This is a genomic window from Micromonospora sp. C41 (assembly GCF_018070485.1).
In the GTDB taxonomy this organism is placed as follows: domain Bacteria; phylum Actinomycetota; class Actinomycetes; order Mycobacteriales; family Micromonosporaceae; genus Micromonospora; species Micromonospora chalcea.
Genome location: NZ_JAGPXP010000058.1, coordinates 1 through 16,582 on the forward strand (window position 1 = coordinate 1; position 16,582 = coordinate 16,582).

The window sequence follows — 16,582 nt, forward strand, 5'->3', positions numbered from 1 at the left end:
GGCCCTCTCCGAGTCCCCCGCCCTCAGCAAGATCTACGCCGACATCGACACCACCGGCATCGGCCGGGCGGTCCAGGCCCTCTCCGAGTCCCCCGCCCTCAGCAAGATCTACGCCGACATCGACACCACCGGCATCGGCCGGGCGGTCCAGGCCCTCTCCGAGTCCCCCGCCCTCAGCAAGATCTACGCCGACATCGACACCACCGGCATCGGCCGGGCGGTCCAGGCCCTCTCCGAGTCCCCCGCCCTCAGCAAGATCTACGCCGACATCGACACCACCGGCATCGGCCGGGCGGTCCAGGCCCTCTCCGAGTCCCCCGCCCTCAGCAAGATCTACGCCGACATCGACACCACCGGCATCGGCCGGGCGGTCCAGGCCCTCTCCGAGTCCCCCGCCCTCAGCAAGATCTACGCCGACATCGACACCACCGGCATCGGCCGGGCGGTCCAGGCCCTCTCCGAGTCCCCCGCCCTCAGCAAGATCTACGCCGACACCGAGACGAACCTTGCTCAGCTCGCTGCTCGCACATCCCAGCCAATGACGGCCCAGGTAGTTAGCAGCATGAGTGCGGTCCTGATGCAAACGGACTGGACCGAGGTGGCGCTACTAGGACGGCCAGGGGATGGGGACGCCAGTAATGCCTCTCGCGAACCCACACTGGCGGGCGCCGGGCAGCTATGGACGCCCCCGGAGAGCGGTTTGGTCGACGCCGGCCCAGGTCTCGGCAAGGTGTGGGCCGAGTACGCTGCTGATGTCCGCCTCTGGCTTGTTCAACCTCGGGTCAAGGCAGTCGGCATCCCCGCTGCGATCTACTTGTTCGGAGCCTGGTACCTCAGCTTCAAGATGCAACACCCCGAGGTTGCCGAAGAGTTGAAGGACCTGCTCTTTGGCATCTTCTTCCTGCTCATAAGCGGATGGTGGTCAAGCCGCGGTGGGCGAGGTTGAGGTTCATCCCTTGACGTAGTTGCCGCTCGATCAGGACGCCGGCTAAGCCCGATGCTCCCTCCCCCGATGCTCGCGCCACTGACCGCCGTCGCGCAGCAGTCGTTGAACCATCGAACGGGCCTCGTCCTCGGTGGCGAACTCCCACCGCAGTACCTTGCCTGTTTCCGCGTCGCCAGACCGGGCTACGACATGCCACCGCACCTCACGGGCCAGCCAGACGTCACGGCGCGTCAATCGCCCCCATGAGCCGTTCCACCACCGCGACACCTGCTCACGCACATCCGACATCGCACAAGCGCACGAAGGGCCGGGGCGGCCGAGTCATGATCCATCCGGGTAGCCCTCGCCCCATGATCGTGGCGCTCCGTGTTGTGCGATCCTGGCGCGTCCGAGCGTCTATCGCCGCCGGGGACGTTGGGGAGCGATTGACGGCGTGGGACCAGACGGAGCCGCTTCGGTGTCCTGATGCGCGTCTACGCCAAGTGTGTCTACGGGCAGGAGGAAGCGGCGCGTTCCCGCATCGCGAATGCACTACGAGAAAGCGAGAATTACTCGGAAATAGAAGCCTGCGATTCACGTGACGCAGATCATTTATCATTAGGGAATTAGCGGGCCCCCCGAACGACTTTCACACGGAAACGGCTCAAGGAGGAAGCAATTGCCTAACTGGGACGACGTTCGCGAAGACGAGGAGCGGCGCAATGCCTTCCTGGGCGCGCTATGGGACCGGGAGCGGGCGGGCCAGTCACCGAACCTCAACCAGATTGCCGAGGACATCGGGCTTGAGCCGAACGGTCGAAGCGTCGCCCAACTCAGCAACGATCTTCGCGACGCTGGCTACATCTCCGGGACCGGCAGCTGGGGTGGTGGCATTCCTCGCCCTCGCCTGACGGAGAGGGGGAAGCAGGTGGTGATTCGCAGCATCACCCCCGCCAACCCGGCCGAGCCCTCCCGTGGCAGCACCAACGCCACGATCAGCGGCGTCCACATCGGCGACGGCAACACCGTCAGCTTCATGCAGAATTCGCCCGGCAGCACGCAGAACACGGCGGTAACGCCCCTCGTGCAACGGCGAGTGTTGGCCTGGGTCGACGCCCTGGAGCAGGGTGCACACCGCTACAGCTACAGCTCTGAGCAGGATCTAGCTGACGTGCGGGAGCTTTCTGCGGAGTTGCGCACCGAGGTAAACGGCGAGGCCCGCCGGGGTCGGGTGCGAGAGCTGGTCCAGAACATCGTGACCCTCATGAGTGCCGCTACCACAATGTTGGCCTCGCCGGGCCTTGTAGAGGCCGGCAACCAGCTGCTGCAACTTCTCAGCTAGCGATCGGCGACACGTATGCGACACGGCCAGTGAGTCCGAGTGGCCATGGCTGAGATTCAGTGAGACCAACGAGAACGGCCCCTGATCAGCATCTCTGCTGGTCAGGGGCCGTTCTCGCACCTGGTGGCGGGTAGAGGATTCGAACCTCTGTAGCTTTCGCGACGGATTTACAGTCCGCTCCCATTGGCCGCTCGGGCAACCCGCCAGGGCACACCACCGCGTCGCAACGCGGCGGCGGAAGCAAGGATAGCGGTTGCCCCCGGTACCGCCGCAACCGGGTACCGTCAGGAGGTCCCACGCTGGTCAGCGCGGGACGGACCAGGACAGACCGCCGGACAGCAGGAGCATGAGCATGGCAGCGAACCCCTCGTTCGACATCGTGAGCAAGGTCGACCGGCAGGAGGTCGACAACGCTCTCCGCCAGTCGGAGAAGGAGCTCTCGACGCGGTTCGACTTCCGGGGCACGGGTGCCGAGATCTCCTGGTCGGGCGAGGAGGCGATCAGCATCCAGGCGGAGACCGAGGAGCGCGTACGGGCCGCGCTGGAGGTCTTCAAGGAGAAGCTGATCAAGCGGAACATCTCGCTGAAGTCGCTCGACGCGGGTGAGCCCCGGCAGTCGGGCAAGATCTTCAAGATCGATGCCAAGGTGGTGCAGGGCATCGACTCGGACAAGGCCAAGGCGATCAGCAAGAAGATCCGCGACGAGGGCCCGAAGGGCGTGCAGGCGCAGATCCAGGGCGACCAGCTCCGCGTCACCGGCAAGAAGAAGGACGACCTCCAGGCCGTCATCACGCTGCTCAAGGGCGAGGACTTCGGTCTGGCTCTTCAGTTCACCAACTACCGGTAAGAGACTCTGGCCGGCCTGGTCATTGGGCCGGCCGGGCCTTGCCACCCGCGCGGATGTCGGTCGGCCTCTCCTCGACCCGGCGCGCGCTCCGACCCCTCGCGGGCAAGGACCGCTGATGGGACAGGACCCCTTCGGCCGGACGCATGATCGGAACGTGTTGCAGACTCCTCGAACACCCACGGCGGCCTACCGCAACCACCATGGACCGTGAGCCGTCGGCGGGCCTCCGTCATGCCGAAGGCGGGTGCGACCGGCCGGCCGGTCGCACCCGCGAAGGGATATCTCCTAGTCCGTCGCCTCGACAGCAGGCGTGGCGGACGTCGCGGGGCCGAGGACCAGGTGCGGATCGAGCACCACGCCGATTGCCTGGTCCGGTGTCAGTGGCAGAGATCCGTTCCTCGCGGTGAGGCGGAGGGACGCTGCGGACCCGTCGGGCCGGAGCAGGTCCACGCTGAGCGTCTCGTACCGCACGACCTCGGCGCCGCGCTCCGCCGGAAGCCGGTGCTCCCGGAGCGAGGTTCGTACTTTGATCTTCTCGCCTGCGGGGCCCACCTGCTGCACACAGGTGCCGCTCGCCGTGCGGGAGGGGCAGGCAGTGGTGATCATCGACGCGAGGGAGGCACCGGCGTTTCGCGTGAGCTGGACCGACAGGTGAGCGTTGCCGTTCCCGGCGCCGAGGGTGCCCTGACCCCAGTAGCCGGTGAGAGTCGTCTCTCCCTCCGTCCCGCCTTGCTTGTTCCAGTTGCTGAGCAGGTCGTGCCGGGTCGGCCCGCTCAGCTCGGGCGCCTGTCGAAGCAGCGCCGGGATGACGGCCGCGTCGATCCGGGCCCAGTCTGCGGATGTGCCGGCGGCGGTGGTTACGGTCGGGGTGGGCGACGGCCCAGCCGGTGGCACCGGGTCGGTTTGGCGGGGTGCGCGAACGAGCGCGGTGGCCCCGATGGCCACCACGAGGACCGCCACAGCGGCCAACGCCATCCCGCTTCTGCGGTGCCGACGACGCGAGTCGACGGCGGCCCGGAGATCGTCGAGCGGTGGCTGACGGACGGCGTCGGTGATGGTGTCCACGTCGAACCCGCTGAACTCACGATCGGACATCGGCCCTCCTACGACTGGCTACGGCATCGACGGTGTCGGCTGGGGAGAGCAGCAGGGCGAGCGCCTGACGCCCCCGGGACAGCCGGGACTTGACTGTGCCGACGGAGACGCCCAGGGTTCGCGCCACCTCCTCGACCGGCAGGTCCACGAGGTAGTGCAGGGCCAGCGCGTGCCTCTGCCCGTCCGGCAGGCGCCGCAGCGCGGCCAGCAGCGCCAGATGCTCCGGCGCGCTGTCGGCGACCACCGGCGGCGACCACGTCCGTCGCAGCAGCCCGTCGAGCACCCGCCGACGCCGATGCCGGCTGCGGGCGACATTGACCGCCACCCGGCGCAGCCACGCCTCCGGGTTGTCGAGGCCGGCGAACCGGCGGGGCGCGGCGAGCGCCCGGGTGAACGCCTCCTGTACCGCCTCCTGCGCCTCGCTCAGGTCACCGGTCACCGCGTAGAGCTGAACGACCAGCCGCCGGAAACACCCGGCATAGACATCCGCGATCACGTCGTCGTCGGACACCCTCACCTCCCTGCTCAGCTTGTTCCACTCACGGCGGGGCGGAAAGGTTCCGTCGTTTCCGGCCGGCTTCTGCCCACAGGCAACTTCGTTGTTCCGGAGGGCGGGCGTGGGGTCGGGTGGTAGCCATGACCTCCGCGCTGCTCCTCCCCTACCGTCCGGTGCTCGGCCATCCCGTGCTGCGCCGGCTGCTGCCGGGCCTCGCCACGTCCGCGCTCGGTGACGGGCTGGCCCTGGTCGCGGTGACGTGGCTGGCGCTGCAACTCGCCCCGGAGGGGCAGCGCGGCACCTGGACCGCGTTGGCGGTGGCGGCGTACACGCTGCCGGGCGCGGCCGGTGCGGTGCTGCTCGGTCGCTGGCTGGGTGGGCGGAGCGGGGCTCAGCTCGCGGGCTGGGACGCCACGGTACGGGCGGCCGCGCTGGGCGCGATCCCGGCCGCACACCTCGTCGGGGTGCTGGACGCCGGTCTCTACGTCGCCCTGCTGGCGGTGTCCTCGCTGCTGCACCCGTGGGGGTCGGCCGGTCGGTTCACGCTCGTGGCGGAGCTGCTGCCGCAGCGGCACCACCTGGCCGCGAACGCGCTGCTCGGGACCCTCGGCCAGGCGGCGACGATCGTGGGGCCGCCGCTGGCCGGTCTGCTCATCGCCGGGGTGGGCCCGGTGTGGGTGATCGCGATCGACGCGGTCAGCTTCGCCGTGCTGGCCGTCAGCTACCGCCTCGTCATCCCGACCACCCGCCACGTGGGCACAGACCGCCACGAACGCACCGCCGGCACAGACCGCCACGCAAGCAACGCGAGCACAGGCAACCATGCAAGCAACGCCGGCACAGACCGCCACGCGAGCAACGCGGGCACGGGCAACCGCGCAGAACGGCCGGCCTCCGGATTCCGGATCATCGCGCGGGACCGGTCGCTGCTCGGTCTGCTGTCGCTGTCCTTCGCGTTCTTCTTCCTCTTCGGCCCGTTCTACGTGGCCATGCCGGTGCACGTCACCGACGACCTGCACGCCTCCGCCGGGACGCTCGCGGCCTACTACACCGCGTTCGGCGTCGGCTCGCTGCTCGGCGGGCTGCTCACCGGGCACCTGCGCGGCTGGCCGCCGCGGACCACGCTCGCCGGCATCGTGGCGTTGTTCGGCACCGCGCTGCTGCCGCTCGGCCTGGGCGCACCGGTGGTGCTGTCACTGTCCGCGTTCGCGCTCGCCGGGCTGGTCTGGGCCCCCTACCAGCCGACCGTGACGGTGTTGTTCCAGCGCCGGGCCGGGGCCGCCGACCTGCCTCGCGTACTGGCGGCGAACGGGGCTCTCCTGGTGCTGTCGGTGCCGCTGGGCACCATGCTCGGCGGTCCGGCGACCGCGTTGCTCGGGGCGCGGCCCACCCTGCTGACGTGCGCGGTGGCGATCCTCGTGCTGGGCCTGCTCGCGGCCGGGCACTCCGGCCGGGGAGGCGCCGGGAGGGGACCGGGCCGCCGGCCGGCCCACCCGGACGCCACCGGTCAGGCGGCCAGTGACTGCTCGGCGCGTACCGCTGTGGCCTCGGCCCGGGAGATCGGGCCGGCGGGCAGCGCGGCGACCGCGGCCCCGACGGCGACCGCCACCCCGGCGAAGACGAACGCCCAGGACACGCCGCCGGCGTGGTCGATGATCAGGCCGGCGATCGAGCCGCCGGCGGCGCTCGCCGCGACCGACATGGTCACCACCCAGGTGTACGCCTCGTTCAGCATGCCGGCCGGGGCGATCCGCCCGACCAGCGTGTTCTCCAGGGTGAGCGCGGGGGCGATGGCCGCGCCGCCGAGCACCAGCGCGACGCCGAGCGCGGCCGGGCCGGGCATCACCGCGAAGACGACGAAGCTGGCCGCGACGGTGCCGAGCAGCCAGGCGAACTGGCGGGTCATGTTGGCGGCGGGCTTGCGTACGCCGAACCAGAAACCACCGATGGCGCTGCCGATGCCCCAGACCGCGAGCAGCACGCCGGCCAGGCTTTCCGGGTCGTCGGCGCCGGAGTTCCCGGCGAAGGCCGGGACGATGACGCCGGAGGCGCCGAAGGCGATGCCGAGGCTGGCCACGCAGAGCAGCAGCGCGGGGAAGCCGCCGATCCGCAGCGGGCCGAGGCCCCGGGCGTGATGCTCGCGCGGGTGCGGGCGCCAGCCGCGCATGACCCGGCCGAACGCGACGGCGCCGGTGCCGACCAGGGTGACCACGGCGGCGCCGACGAGCGCGGCGGAGGCGTCGGCGAACAGCACGAACCCGGCCACCAGCAGCGGGCCGATCACGAAGACGACCTCGAAGAGGGTGGTCTCGGCGGCGAGCGCGGTGTTGCGCAGGTGCGCCCGGCCGGTGGCGGGGGCGGTGAGGTCGTTCCAGGCGCCCCGGATCGCGGCGGTGAGCGGCGGGTACGTGGCGCCGGCCAGGCCCGCCGCCAGGTAGATCAGCGGGAGGTTGCCGGTGCCGGAGCGGGTGGCGACGAGCAGCCCGATCAGGGCGAGCGGGTGGGCCAGCGCGGTGGCCAGCAGGACGGGGGTGGGGCCGACCCGGTCGGCGATGCGTCCGGCGACCGGGCTGAGCGCGGCGCCGGAGAGCGCGTAGATGCCGCCGGCGACGGCGGCCAGGGAGTAGCGGCCGGTGACCTGCTCGACGACGAGCAGCAGCGCCAGCGGGGTCATGCCGATCCCGAGCCGCCCGATGATGCCGAGGATCAGCAGCATCGGCGCGCCGGGGATCCGCCAGACGCCCTGGTACTGGCGCAGTGCGGCCACGGTCGACCTCCGAGGGAGTAATGGGTGGGAGACGTTTCGACCCTAACGGCGCGGCCTGATCGGGGGAAACGCATTGTGCCCGGACACACCACCGCGCCCGCGTCCTGGGGACGCGGGCGCGGTGCGGGCGTACGGCGGGTCAGCGCTGGAACTGCACCGGCCCGGAGTTGCGGGCCATCTGCTCCAGGCGGGCCACCCGCTGCTCCATCGGCGGGTGGGTGGCGAACATCGCGGCGATGCCGCCGCCCCGCTTGAACGGGTTGTCGATCATCAGGTGCGCGGTGCTGGCGAGCTGGCCCTGCGGCGCGAGCGGGCGCGCCTGCGTACCCATGTGGATCTTCCGGAGGGCACTGGCCAGGGCCAGCGGGTCGCGGCTCAGCTCAGCGCCGGACTGGTCGGCCTGGAACTCCCGGCTCCGGCTGATCGCGAGCTGGATCACCGTGGCGGCGATCGGGCCGAGGATCAGCGTGAGCAGCAGCACGGCCGGGTTCGGGCCGTCCTCGTCGTCGGACGAGCCCAGCGGGATGAACCAGGCGAGGTTCGCCAGCATGGTGATGATGCCGGCCAGGCCGGCCGCCACGCTGGAGATCAGGATGTCCCGGTTGTAGACGTGCGACAGCTCGTGGCCGATCACGCCACGCAGCTCCCGGTAGTCCAGGATCTCCACGATCCCCTGGGTCACGCAGACCGCCGCGTTCTCCGGGTTACGGCCGGTGGCGAACGCGTTGGGCTGCGAGGTCGGGCTCACGTACAGCCGGGGCATCGGCTTGCCGGCGAGCGTCGACAGCTCCCGCACCATCTGGTACAGCTCCGGGAACTGTGCCTCGCTGACCGGTTGCGCCTTCATCGAGCGCAGTGCGAGCTTGTCGGAGAAGAAGTAGGTGACGCCGTTCATCAGCAACGAGACGACGACGGCGATGACGAGACCGCCGCTACCGCCGAACCAGTAGCCGATCGCGAGGATCAGCGAGGTCAACAGGCCGAGCAGCGCTGCGGTCTTGAGACGGTTGTGATGCACGATCTCTCCTTCGGTGCGCGGGCCCCTGCGGGAGGCCCGCTGACCGGTTCAACACACCGGTACCCGTCAACCATCCGGCTCATGGCTGAAAGTTGGCTGGATGTTGCTGTGCACACGCTGAAGCGGTCGCCCACCAGGGCACGAACCGGTCAGCGCGTCGCCACGTCCAGCACCAGCTGCGGTGCGAAACCGATCACCACCGCCGCCACGGTGGCCACGCCGAGCGCCAGCGCCACGGTCCGCGCCGGCCGGACCGCCGCCGCGCCCGTGGGCGTCGCGTAAAGCGAGGCGGTGACCCGCAGGTAGTAGGCCAGGCCGATCACCGCGTTCAACGCCACCACCAGCGCCAGCCAGCCCGCGTGCCCGGCCAGCAGCGCGCGTACCACTGTCACCTTGGCGAACAGCCCGGCCAGGCCCGGCGGCAGGCCGGCTAGCCCGATCAGCGCCAGCGCGAACGCGCCGCCCACCCACGGGTGCCGCCGCGCCGCGCCGCGCAGGTCGGCCAGCGTGCCGCCGTCGCCGTCCGCCGGGCGCAACGCCACCACCGCCGCGAACGCGGCAAGCTCCAGCAGCACGAAGAAGATCGCGTACGCGATGGCTGCCGCGTACGCGGCCGTGCGCGCGTCGCCGGTGCGGCCCGCGGCCAGCGCCAGCGCGCCCAGCGGGGCGAGAATGTACCCCGCCTGGGCCACCGACGACCAGGCGAGCAACCGCACGGTACGCCGCTGGCGCAGCGCCACCAGATTGCCGACTGTCATGGTCAGCACCGCCAGCGCCGCCAGCACCGGGCCGGTCTGGTCACCGGGCAGCGCGCGCTGCACCACCGCCAGCAGCGCCACCACGCCACCCAGCTTCGAGGCGGTCGACAGGTACGCGGCCACCGGCAGCGGCGCGCCGTCGTACGTGGCGGGGGCCCAGGCGTGGAACGGCACGGCGGCGACCTTGAACGCCAGCCCGGCCACCACGAGCGCCGCCGCGACGCCGGTCAGCGGCAGGTCGGTCAGGTCGGCGCGGTCGGCCAGCGTGGCGCCGAGCCGGTCCAGGTGCAGCGTGCCGGCGACCGCGTAGAGCAGCGCCGCGCCGAGCAGCGTCACAGTGGTGGCGACCACGCTGACCACGAAGAACGTCACCGCCGCCTCGGCGCCCGCGAGGCTGCCCCGGCGCAGGCCGACCAGCACGTACAGCGGGAGCGTCAGCGTCTCCAGCGCCACGATCAGCGTGATCAGGTCACCGGCGGCGCCGAGCACCACGCCGCCGGTCATCGCGCAGGCGAGCAGGAAGCAGTATTCCCCTACCGGGGTGCGCCCGGCGCGCAGCAGCGGGCCGGACAGCGCCAGCACGCCGAGCGTGAGCAGCGCGATCACGGCCCCGACCAGCGCCGCCCGGCCGTTCCACACCCACGAGCAGTCGTCGCCGACGCAGAACGTGCGCCGGGTCCCGGCCGTGCCGACGAGCGTCGCGCCGACAGCCGTGCCGGTCGCGCCGAGCGCCGCCGCGGCGACCGTGACGGCGGGCCGCGCCACCAGCAGGTCGACCAGCAGCACCAGCACTGCGGTGCCGGCGGCCAGGTATGCGGGCAGCATCGCCACGTTGTCGACGCTCTGCACCAGGCTCATCGGACGACCCCCAGCAGCGCCTCCACCGGACCGGAGGCGTAGGACAGGACCAGCGCCGGGGCCAGGCCGACCGCGAGCGCGAGCAGCACCAGCGGCGCCCAGGCGGTCAGTTCCGCACCGGCCAGGCCGGGCGCGAGCCCGGCCACCGCCGGGCTGGGCCGCCCGTGCGAAACCCGGCGCAGCAGCCGCAGGAAGTACGCGGCGGTGAGCGCCCCGCCCAGCGCGGCCAGCACGGCGAGGGTCAGCCAGAGCGGGCCGCCCCGCTGCACGGCGGCGACCACGGCGAACGCTTCGCCCCAGAACCCGGCCAGGCCGGGCAGCCCCAGCGAGGCGACGGCCGCGAAGCCGAGCAGCCCGGCCAGCCGGGGCGCGGTCTCCCGCAGCCCGGACAGCTCGGCCAGCGACCCGGTGTGGGCGCGGTCCTTGACCGCGCCGGCCAGGAAGAACAGCAGGGCGGTGATGACGCCGTGGGCGATGTTGCCGATCAGCGCGGCCTGGAGCCCGGTGGCGGTGAGCGTGGCGATCCCGAGCAGCACGAAGCCCATGTGGCCGACGCTGGAGTACGCGATCAGCCGCTTCAGGTCGTCCTGGGCCAGGCAGACCAGGCCACCGATCAGAATGGCGGCGACGGCGAGCACGCCGAGCACCGGCGCGGCCCAGCGGGCGCCCTCCGGGGCCACCCCCACGGCGACCCGGATCATGCCGTACGTGCCCATCTTGAGCAGCACCCCGGCGAGGATCACGCTGCCGACCGTCGGCGCCTGGGTGTGCGCGTCGGGCAGCCACGAGTGCAGCGGCCAGAGCGGGCTCTTCACCGCGAACGCGAGCGCCAGCAGCGTGAACGCGGCGAGCTGGGTGCCCCGGGACAGCCCGGCGCCGCCGGTGAGCGCGACCAGGTCGGCGGTGCCCGCGGCGGCCACCACCACGTAGACGCCGACCAGCAGCAGCACCGAGCCGAACAGCGTGTAGAGCGCGAACTTGCGGGCCGCCCGGCGACGGTCCGCGCCGCCCCAGCCGGCGATAACCGCGTACATCGGCAGCAGGACGACCTCGAAGAACAGGAAGAACAACACCAGGTCGAGCGCGAGGAACGTGCCGAGGATGCCGACCTCGACCACCAGCAGCAACGCCACCAGCGCCCGTCCGCTGCCGCCGCCGGTCGGCACCCGCCACAGCGTGTACGCGCAGCACAGCAGCGTCAGCAGCGCGGTCAGCACCACCAGCGGCCAGGAGATACCGTCCACGCCCAGGTGGAAGCGCAGGTCGAGCCCGGGCACCCACGGCAGGTCGACCTGGTGCCAGGGCTGCACCGCCGGGCGGGGCCCGTACCCGAACCAACCGTGGTCGCCGCCGACCAGCGGCAGCGTCGCCAGCAGCGTCAACCCGGCGGCGACGGTGCCGACCACCCGGCCGGCCCGGTCACCGGGCACGACCGCGGTGGCCAGCGCGCCGAGCGCCGGTACCGCCACCACGGCGACCAGCAGGACCTGCCCGAACGTCATGACGTGACTCCGATCAGGGCGACCGCGAGGCCGATCAGCAGCGCGCCCGCCAGCACCCCGGCCGCCGCCCGCGGCAGCGCCGCCCGGTGCAGCGCGGCCAGGCCACCGCCCACCTCGACCGCCGTCCGGCCACTGCCCTCGACCAGCCCGTCCACGCCCAGTTCGTCACCGGTACGCACGACCCGCGCGAGCGCGCCCACCGGGCGTACGACGACTGTGTGCTGGACGTCGTCGAGCCGGAACGCCCGGGCGAACACCGGCCGCAGCGGACCCAGGAAGCGGGCCGGATCGGCGGGGTCGCGGCGCCAGCCCGCCCAGGCGACGCCCGCGCCGACGAGCAGCAGCAGGAACGGCAGGACCAGGTTCGGCGCTAGGTGCACCAGCGCGACCGCCTCGCCGGTGTCTTCGCCCGGCACGCGCAGCCGGTCGGCGAACCACGGCGCGAACGCGGCCAGGCCGAGCAACGCGGCCGGGACCGTGAGCAGCAGCACCGGCCAGCGCAGCAGCGCGGGCGGGTCGTGCGGGCGCAGCAGCGGCGTGCGGGTCGCGCCGAGGAACGTGCGCAGCAGCAGCCGGGTCGCGTACCAGGCGGTCACCGCCACGCCGACCAGCCCGGCCAGCCAGACCAGCCAGCCGACCCAGGCCGCGCTCGGCCCGGCGCCGTCGAGCGCGGCCGCCTCGGCGGCGGCGAGCACGCCGTCCTTGCTCCAGAAACCCGAGAGCGGGGGTACGCCGGCGAGCGCGCCGAGGCCGACCACAGTGCACCAGAACGTCACCGGCATGGCGGTACGCAGGCCGCCCATCCGGGACATCAGCGTGGTGCCGACGGCGTGGATCACCGCACCGGCGGCGAGGAACAGCAGCGCCTTGAACGCGGCGTGGGTGAGCAGGTGGAACAGCGCGGCAGCCGGTGCGCCGACCGCCAGCGCGCCGGTCATGTAGCCGATCTGCGACACGGTCGACCAGGCGAGCACGCGCTTGATGTCGTCCTGCGCGGTGGCGGCGAACACGCCGAGCAGCATCGTGATCGCGGCCATCACGCCCAGCACGGCGAGCGCGGCCGGGGCGCGCTCGAACAGCGGGAACAGGCGGGCCACCGCGTACACGCCGGCGGCGACCATCGTCGCGGCGTGGATCAGCGCGGACACCGGCGTCGGGCCGGCCATCGCGTCCGGCAGCCAGGTGTGCAGCGGGAACTGGGCGCTCTTGCCCGCCACCCCGGCGAGCAGCAGCAGGCAGGCGGCGGTGAGCGTACCGGTGCCGTAGTCGTGCGCCAGCACGTCGGCGATCCGGAAGCTGCCCGCGCCCACGCCGAGCAGCGCGATGCCGAGCAGGAAACCGACGTCACCCACGCGGGTGACAAGGAACGCCTTCACCGCCGCGCCGGGCGCCTCGGGTAGCCGCCGGTCGTGGGCGATGAGCAGGTACGAGCAGACGCCCATCACCTCCCAGCCGACCAGCAGCATGATCAGGTCACCGGACACCACCACGGTGAGCATGGCGGCGGTGAAGAGGCTCAACTGCGCCGCGTACGGCGGGTAGCGGTGGTCGACGTCCACGTCGTCGTGCGGGCCCCGGCGCAGGTAGCCGATCGAGTAGACCTGCACGGCCAGCGCGACAGCCGCCACGGCCGTCGCGACGAGCACCGCGACGCCGTCCAGCCGCAGGCCGAGCGTGACCCGCAGTCCGCCCAGGTCGACCCAGGTGGTGGACGCCTCGACCGGCGCGTCCACGCGGACCAGCAGCGCCAGCGCGGCCAGCAGCGACACCGCCGCACCCGTCACGCCCAGCGCGACCGCCAGCCGCCGGGCCGACGCGCGGTCGTGGCTCGGGGCGGGCGGCAGCAGCAGACCGAGCAGCCCGGCGACGAGCGGGGCGCCCGGCAGCACCGCCGCGAGCCACAGCGTCGGCGTGCTCACCGGACCGCTCCTTCCGGGCGCTCGGCCGGGGTCACCGCGGGCGCCGGCTCGGCCAGCGGGACGTCGTCGACCGTGACGCTGGCGCGCAGCCGGTAGAGCTGGAGCACGATCGCCAGCCCGACACCGATCTCGGCGGCGGCGAGCACGATCACGAACAGCGCGAACACCTGCCCCGAGTGCGGCAGCACGGCCTTCACAGTGGTGTCGGCGGTGACCAGCACCAGGTTCACCGCGTTGAGCATCAACTCCACCGCCATCAGCACCAGGACGGCGTTGCGGCGGCGCAGCACGCCGTACACGCCGAGGCCGAACAGCAGCGCGGCGGTGACGTACGGGATGACCGGCCTCACGGGCGCCCGCCCTCGTCGGCGGGCCGGCGGCCGATGTCGGGGCGGGAGAGCACGATCGCGCCGACCAGCGCGGCCAGCAGCAGCACCGACAGCACCTCGAACGGCAGCACCCAGGAGCGGAACACCTGCTCGCCGAGGCGCTCGGCGGTGCCGGCGGCGGGCAGGTCCACCCGGGACCAGCGGAAGGCGTCGATCAGCAGCACGGCCAGGCCGAGGCCGCTGCCGCCGCCGACGAGCGCGGCGGCCCAGCCCGGCCGGTCCAGGTCGTCCGACGGGCCGATCGGCGCGCGGGTCAGCATCACCGCGAACAACAGCAGCACCACGACCGCGCCCACGTAGATGAGCACCTGCACCCAGGCCACCAGCTCAGCGGTCAGCACCAGGTAGTCACCCGCGAGCGCGCCCAGGCACACCACCAGCCACAACCCGGCCCGGACCAGGTGGCGGGTCGCGACCACCAGCGCGCCCGCGCCCACCGCCACCGCGCCCAGCGCGAGCAGCAGCACGTCCGCACCGGTCATGAGGCAGTGCCTCCGCCCGGATCGGTGGCGGCGTCGGGGCGTACCCGGGAAGGAGCCGGACGGGCCGACGGACCCGCCGCCTTCCGGGCGGCGGTGGTCTCCTCCTTGGAGGGGTCGCCGAGCGGGTCGTGCGCCGGCGGCGGCGGGACGGTGGCCATCCACTCGCCCAGGTGGTCCTTGTCGTGCAGCAGGTCCTTGATGTCGTACTCGGCGTACTCGAACTCGGGCGACCAGTAGAGCGCGTCGAACGGGCAGACCTCGACGCAGATGCCGCAGTACATGCAGAGCGAGAAGTCGATGTCGAACTTGTCGAGCACGTTGCGCTGGCGGGGGCGGGCGGCGCCGGGCACCGCCACCTCCTCCTTGTGCGAGTCGATGTAGATGCACCAGTCCGGGCACTCGCGCGCGCAGAGCATGCAGACCGTGCAGTTCTCCTCCAGCAGCGCGATCACGCCACGGGAGCGCGGCGGCAGCTCGGGCGCCACATCCGGGTACTGCTGGGTGGTCGAGCGGCGGGTCATCGTCTTCAACGTGACCGCCAGGCCCTTCACCAGACCGCCGCCGGGCACTCCACCGTGCTCGCTCATGCCGCCCATCCTGCCCTGTGACCCGGGCGCGCGCGACCACCACCCGGCGCTTTGGCCCGGGCGTGCGGCCGGATCACGCCTCGCCGGGTGTGAGTGGGGGCAGCATCTCCACGCCGAGCTGCTGGAGCACCTGGAACAGCTCGTTGACGCTCCACACGTCCACGATCCGCCCGTCGTCGTCGAAGCGCAGGAACGTCGCGCCCGAATAGCTGACCACCCGGCCGGTCGGCGGCACCGGACCGAACTGGCCCGCCTGGGTGCCGGCAGCCCGCCAGCGGACCGCCACCCGCGTACCGGCCGCCACCACGTCGACGATCTTGTAGCGCAGGTCGGGGAACGACGCCCGCCGGTCCCGGTGCCACGCCAGCATCGCCGCCGGGCCGGTGCCGCCCAGGCCCGGGCACTCCGCCGCCACCAGCTCGTACGCGCTCTCCTCGCGCCCGGCGTTCCACACGTCGGCGACGAAACGCCGGGCCGCCGTCTCCACATCGGTCACGGCGGGCAGCCTATGCCTCTTTGTGACGCGCTCGACCTGCCGGGAGCCGCCCGAGCGACCATGATGGGAGCGAAAAGCGAACTCGGAGGTAGAGCGTGGGCGGCAGCGACGACGAGGTCCTGGAACGAACCGGCGGCAAGTACGTGGAGCCGGGTGGCGAGTTCACCCGCGACCAGCGCTACATCGCCACCCGGATCACCGCCGACGGGCGGGACGGCTGGCCGGTGGAACCGGGGCGCTACCGGCTGGCGGTCAGCCGGGCCTGCCCCTGGGCCAACCGGCTGATCATCGTCCGGCGCCTGCTCGGGCTGGAGGACGCCATCTCGATGGCAGTGGCCGGGCCGACCCACGACAAGCGGAGCTGGACGTTCGACCTGGACCCGGACGGTAAGGACCCGGTACTCGGCATCGAGCGGCTCGCCGACGCCTACTTCGCCCGCTTCCCCGGCTACGAGCGCGGCATCACCGTCCCGGCGCTCGTCGACGTGCCCAGCGGGCAGGTCGTGACGAACGACTACGCCCAGATGAGCCTGGACCTCACGACCGAGTGGACGGCGTACCACCGTCCCGGCGCGCCGGACCTCTACCCGGAGCCGCTGCGCGCCGAGATCGACGAGGTGAACGCGGTCGTCTTCGCGGACGTCAACAACGGCGTCTACCGGTGCGGCTTCGCCGGCAGCCAGGAGGCGTACGACAAGGCGTACCACCGGCTGTTCGACCGGCTGGACTGGCTGAGCGAACGGCTGGCCGGGCAGCGGTACCTGGTCGGCGACACGATCACCGAGGCGGACGTACGGCTGTTCACCACGCTCGTCCGCTTCGACCCGGTCTACCACGGGCACTTCAAGTGCAACCGGCAGAAGCTCAGCGAGATGCCGGTGCTGTGGGCGTACGCCCGGGACCTGTTCACCACGCCCGGGTTCGGCGACACCATCGACTTCGACCACATCAAGCGGCACTACTACGAAGTCCACCGGGACATCAACCCGACCGGGATCGTGCCGCTCGGCCCCGACCTGAGCAACTGGCTCACCCCGCACGGCCGGGAGGAGCTGGGCGGTCGCCCCTTCGGCGACGGCACCCCACCCCCGCCCCCACCCC

At 72.2% G+C, this 16,582-nt stretch carries 15 protein-coding genes, 1 tRNA gene and 1 pseudogene; 5 read left to right on the top strand and 12 right to left on the bottom strand.

All coding sequences use genetic code 11. From position 1 onward, the window contains the following. A partial coding sequence (locus tag KBX43_RS30810; protein WP_210888557.1) for a hypothetical protein occupies positions 1-946 on the top strand: 946 nt, incomplete at its 5' end. Between the two features lie 658 nt (positions 947-1,604). Beyond that, positions 1,605-2,267, top strand: coding sequence for a hypothetical protein (locus KBX43_RS30815; protein ID WP_210888560.1), 663 nt, complete (start codon positions 1,605-1,607; stop codon positions 2,265-2,267). Positions 2,268-2,388: 121 nt separating this feature from the next. Here the strand turns inward: KBX43_RS30815 and KBX43_RS30820 are convergent. Beyond that, positions 2,389-2,472: transfer RNA gene (locus KBX43_RS30820), tRNA-Tyr, on the bottom strand. Between the two features lie 147 nt (positions 2,473-2,619). Between KBX43_RS30820 and KBX43_RS30825 the strand changes: the two genes are divergently transcribed. Next, complete coding sequence (locus KBX43_RS30825) at positions 2,620-3,114, top strand: YajQ family cyclic di-GMP-binding protein (protein WP_030501627.1); 495 nt, start codon at positions 2,620-2,622, stop codon at positions 3,112-3,114. Positions 3,115-3,399: 285 nt separating this feature from the next. On the opposite strand, the gene KBX43_RS30830 is transcribed toward KBX43_RS30825, so the two are convergent. Beyond that, positions 3,400-4,179, bottom strand: coding sequence for a hypothetical protein (locus tag KBX43_RS30830; RefSeq protein WP_210888563.1), 780 nt, complete (start codon positions 4,177-4,179; stop codon positions 3,400-3,402). Between the two features lie 16 nt (positions 4,180-4,195). Continuing rightward, positions 4,196-4,720, bottom strand: coding sequence for an RNA polymerase sigma factor (locus KBX43_RS30835; protein ID WP_043328223.1), 525 nt, complete (start codon positions 4,718-4,720; stop codon positions 4,196-4,198). A 158-nt stretch (positions 4,721-4,878) separates the two neighbouring features. Here KBX43_RS30835 and KBX43_RS30840 point away from each other — a divergent pair. Then, positions 4,879-6,147, top strand: a pseudogene (locus tag KBX43_RS30840) (MFS transporter); the annotation flags it as partial. A 65-nt stretch (positions 6,148-6,212) separates the two neighbouring features. Here KBX43_RS30840 and KBX43_RS30845 read toward each other — a convergent pair. The 9 genes from KBX43_RS30845 to KBX43_RS30885 form a co-directional block, all read right to left on the bottom strand. Beyond that, a complete protein-coding gene (locus KBX43_RS30845) occupies positions 6,213-7,472 on the bottom strand; it encodes an MFS transporter (RefSeq protein WP_210888566.1) in 1,260 nt (419 codons plus the stop codon). Between the two features lie 139 nt (positions 7,473-7,611). Continuing rightward, the gene (gene htpX / locus KBX43_RS30850; protein WP_064446626.1) at positions 7,612-8,490 is read right to left on the bottom strand and encodes a zinc metalloprotease HtpX; all 879 of its coding nucleotides are present in this window, start codon (positions 8,488-8,490) and stop codon (positions 7,612-7,614) included. 149 nt (positions 8,491-8,639) lie between these two features. After that, positions 8,640-10,106, bottom strand: a complete 1,467-nt coding sequence (locus KBX43_RS30855; protein ID WP_210888568.1) for an NADH-quinone oxidoreductase subunit N — start codon at positions 10,104-10,106, stop codon at positions 8,640-8,642. Continuing rightward, a complete protein-coding gene (locus KBX43_RS30860; protein ID WP_210888570.1) occupies positions 10,103-11,608 on the bottom strand; it encodes a NuoM family protein in 1,506 nt (501 codons plus the stop codon). The genes KBX43_RS30855 and KBX43_RS30860 overlap by 4 nt, the downstream gene beginning before the upstream one ends. Then, the gene (locus KBX43_RS30865) at positions 11,605-13,527 is read right to left on the bottom strand and encodes an NADH-quinone oxidoreductase subunit L (RefSeq protein WP_210888572.1); all 1,923 of its coding nucleotides are present in this window, start codon (positions 13,525-13,527) and stop codon (positions 11,605-11,607) included. Before KBX43_RS30865 ends, KBX43_RS30860 begins: the two co-directional genes overlap by 4 nt. Further along, on the bottom strand, positions 13,524-13,877 hold the full coding sequence (gene nuoK / locus KBX43_RS30870) for an NADH-quinone oxidoreductase subunit NuoK (protein WP_166456991.1): 354 nt from the start codon (positions 13,875-13,877) through the stop codon (positions 13,524-13,526). Before nuoK ends, KBX43_RS30865 begins: the two co-directional genes overlap by 4 nt. After that, the gene (locus KBX43_RS30875; protein ID WP_069088036.1) at positions 13,874-14,398 is read right to left on the bottom strand and encodes an NADH-quinone oxidoreductase subunit J; all 525 of its coding nucleotides are present in this window, start codon (positions 14,396-14,398) and stop codon (positions 13,874-13,876) included. Before KBX43_RS30875 ends, nuoK begins: the two co-directional genes overlap by 4 nt. Beyond that, a complete protein-coding gene (locus KBX43_RS30880; protein ID WP_051611348.1) occupies positions 14,395-14,985 on the bottom strand; it encodes an NADH-quinone oxidoreductase subunit I in 591 nt (196 codons plus the stop codon). The genes KBX43_RS30875 and KBX43_RS30880 overlap by 4 nt, the downstream gene beginning before the upstream one ends. A gap of 73 nt (positions 14,986-15,058) precedes the next feature. Continuing rightward, positions 15,059-15,481 carry an ester cyclase gene (locus KBX43_RS30885; RefSeq protein ID WP_064446631.1) on the bottom strand — a complete coding sequence of 141 codons (423 nt, stop codon included), beginning with the start codon at positions 15,479-15,481 and terminating at the stop codon, positions 15,059-15,061. 95 nt (positions 15,482-15,576) lie between these two features. Between KBX43_RS30885 and KBX43_RS30890 the strand changes: the two genes are divergently transcribed. Further along, positions 15,577-16,582: glutathione S-transferase family protein (locus tag KBX43_RS30890; RefSeq protein ID WP_210888574.1), on the top strand; the 1,006-nt coding region annotated here is incomplete at its 3' end.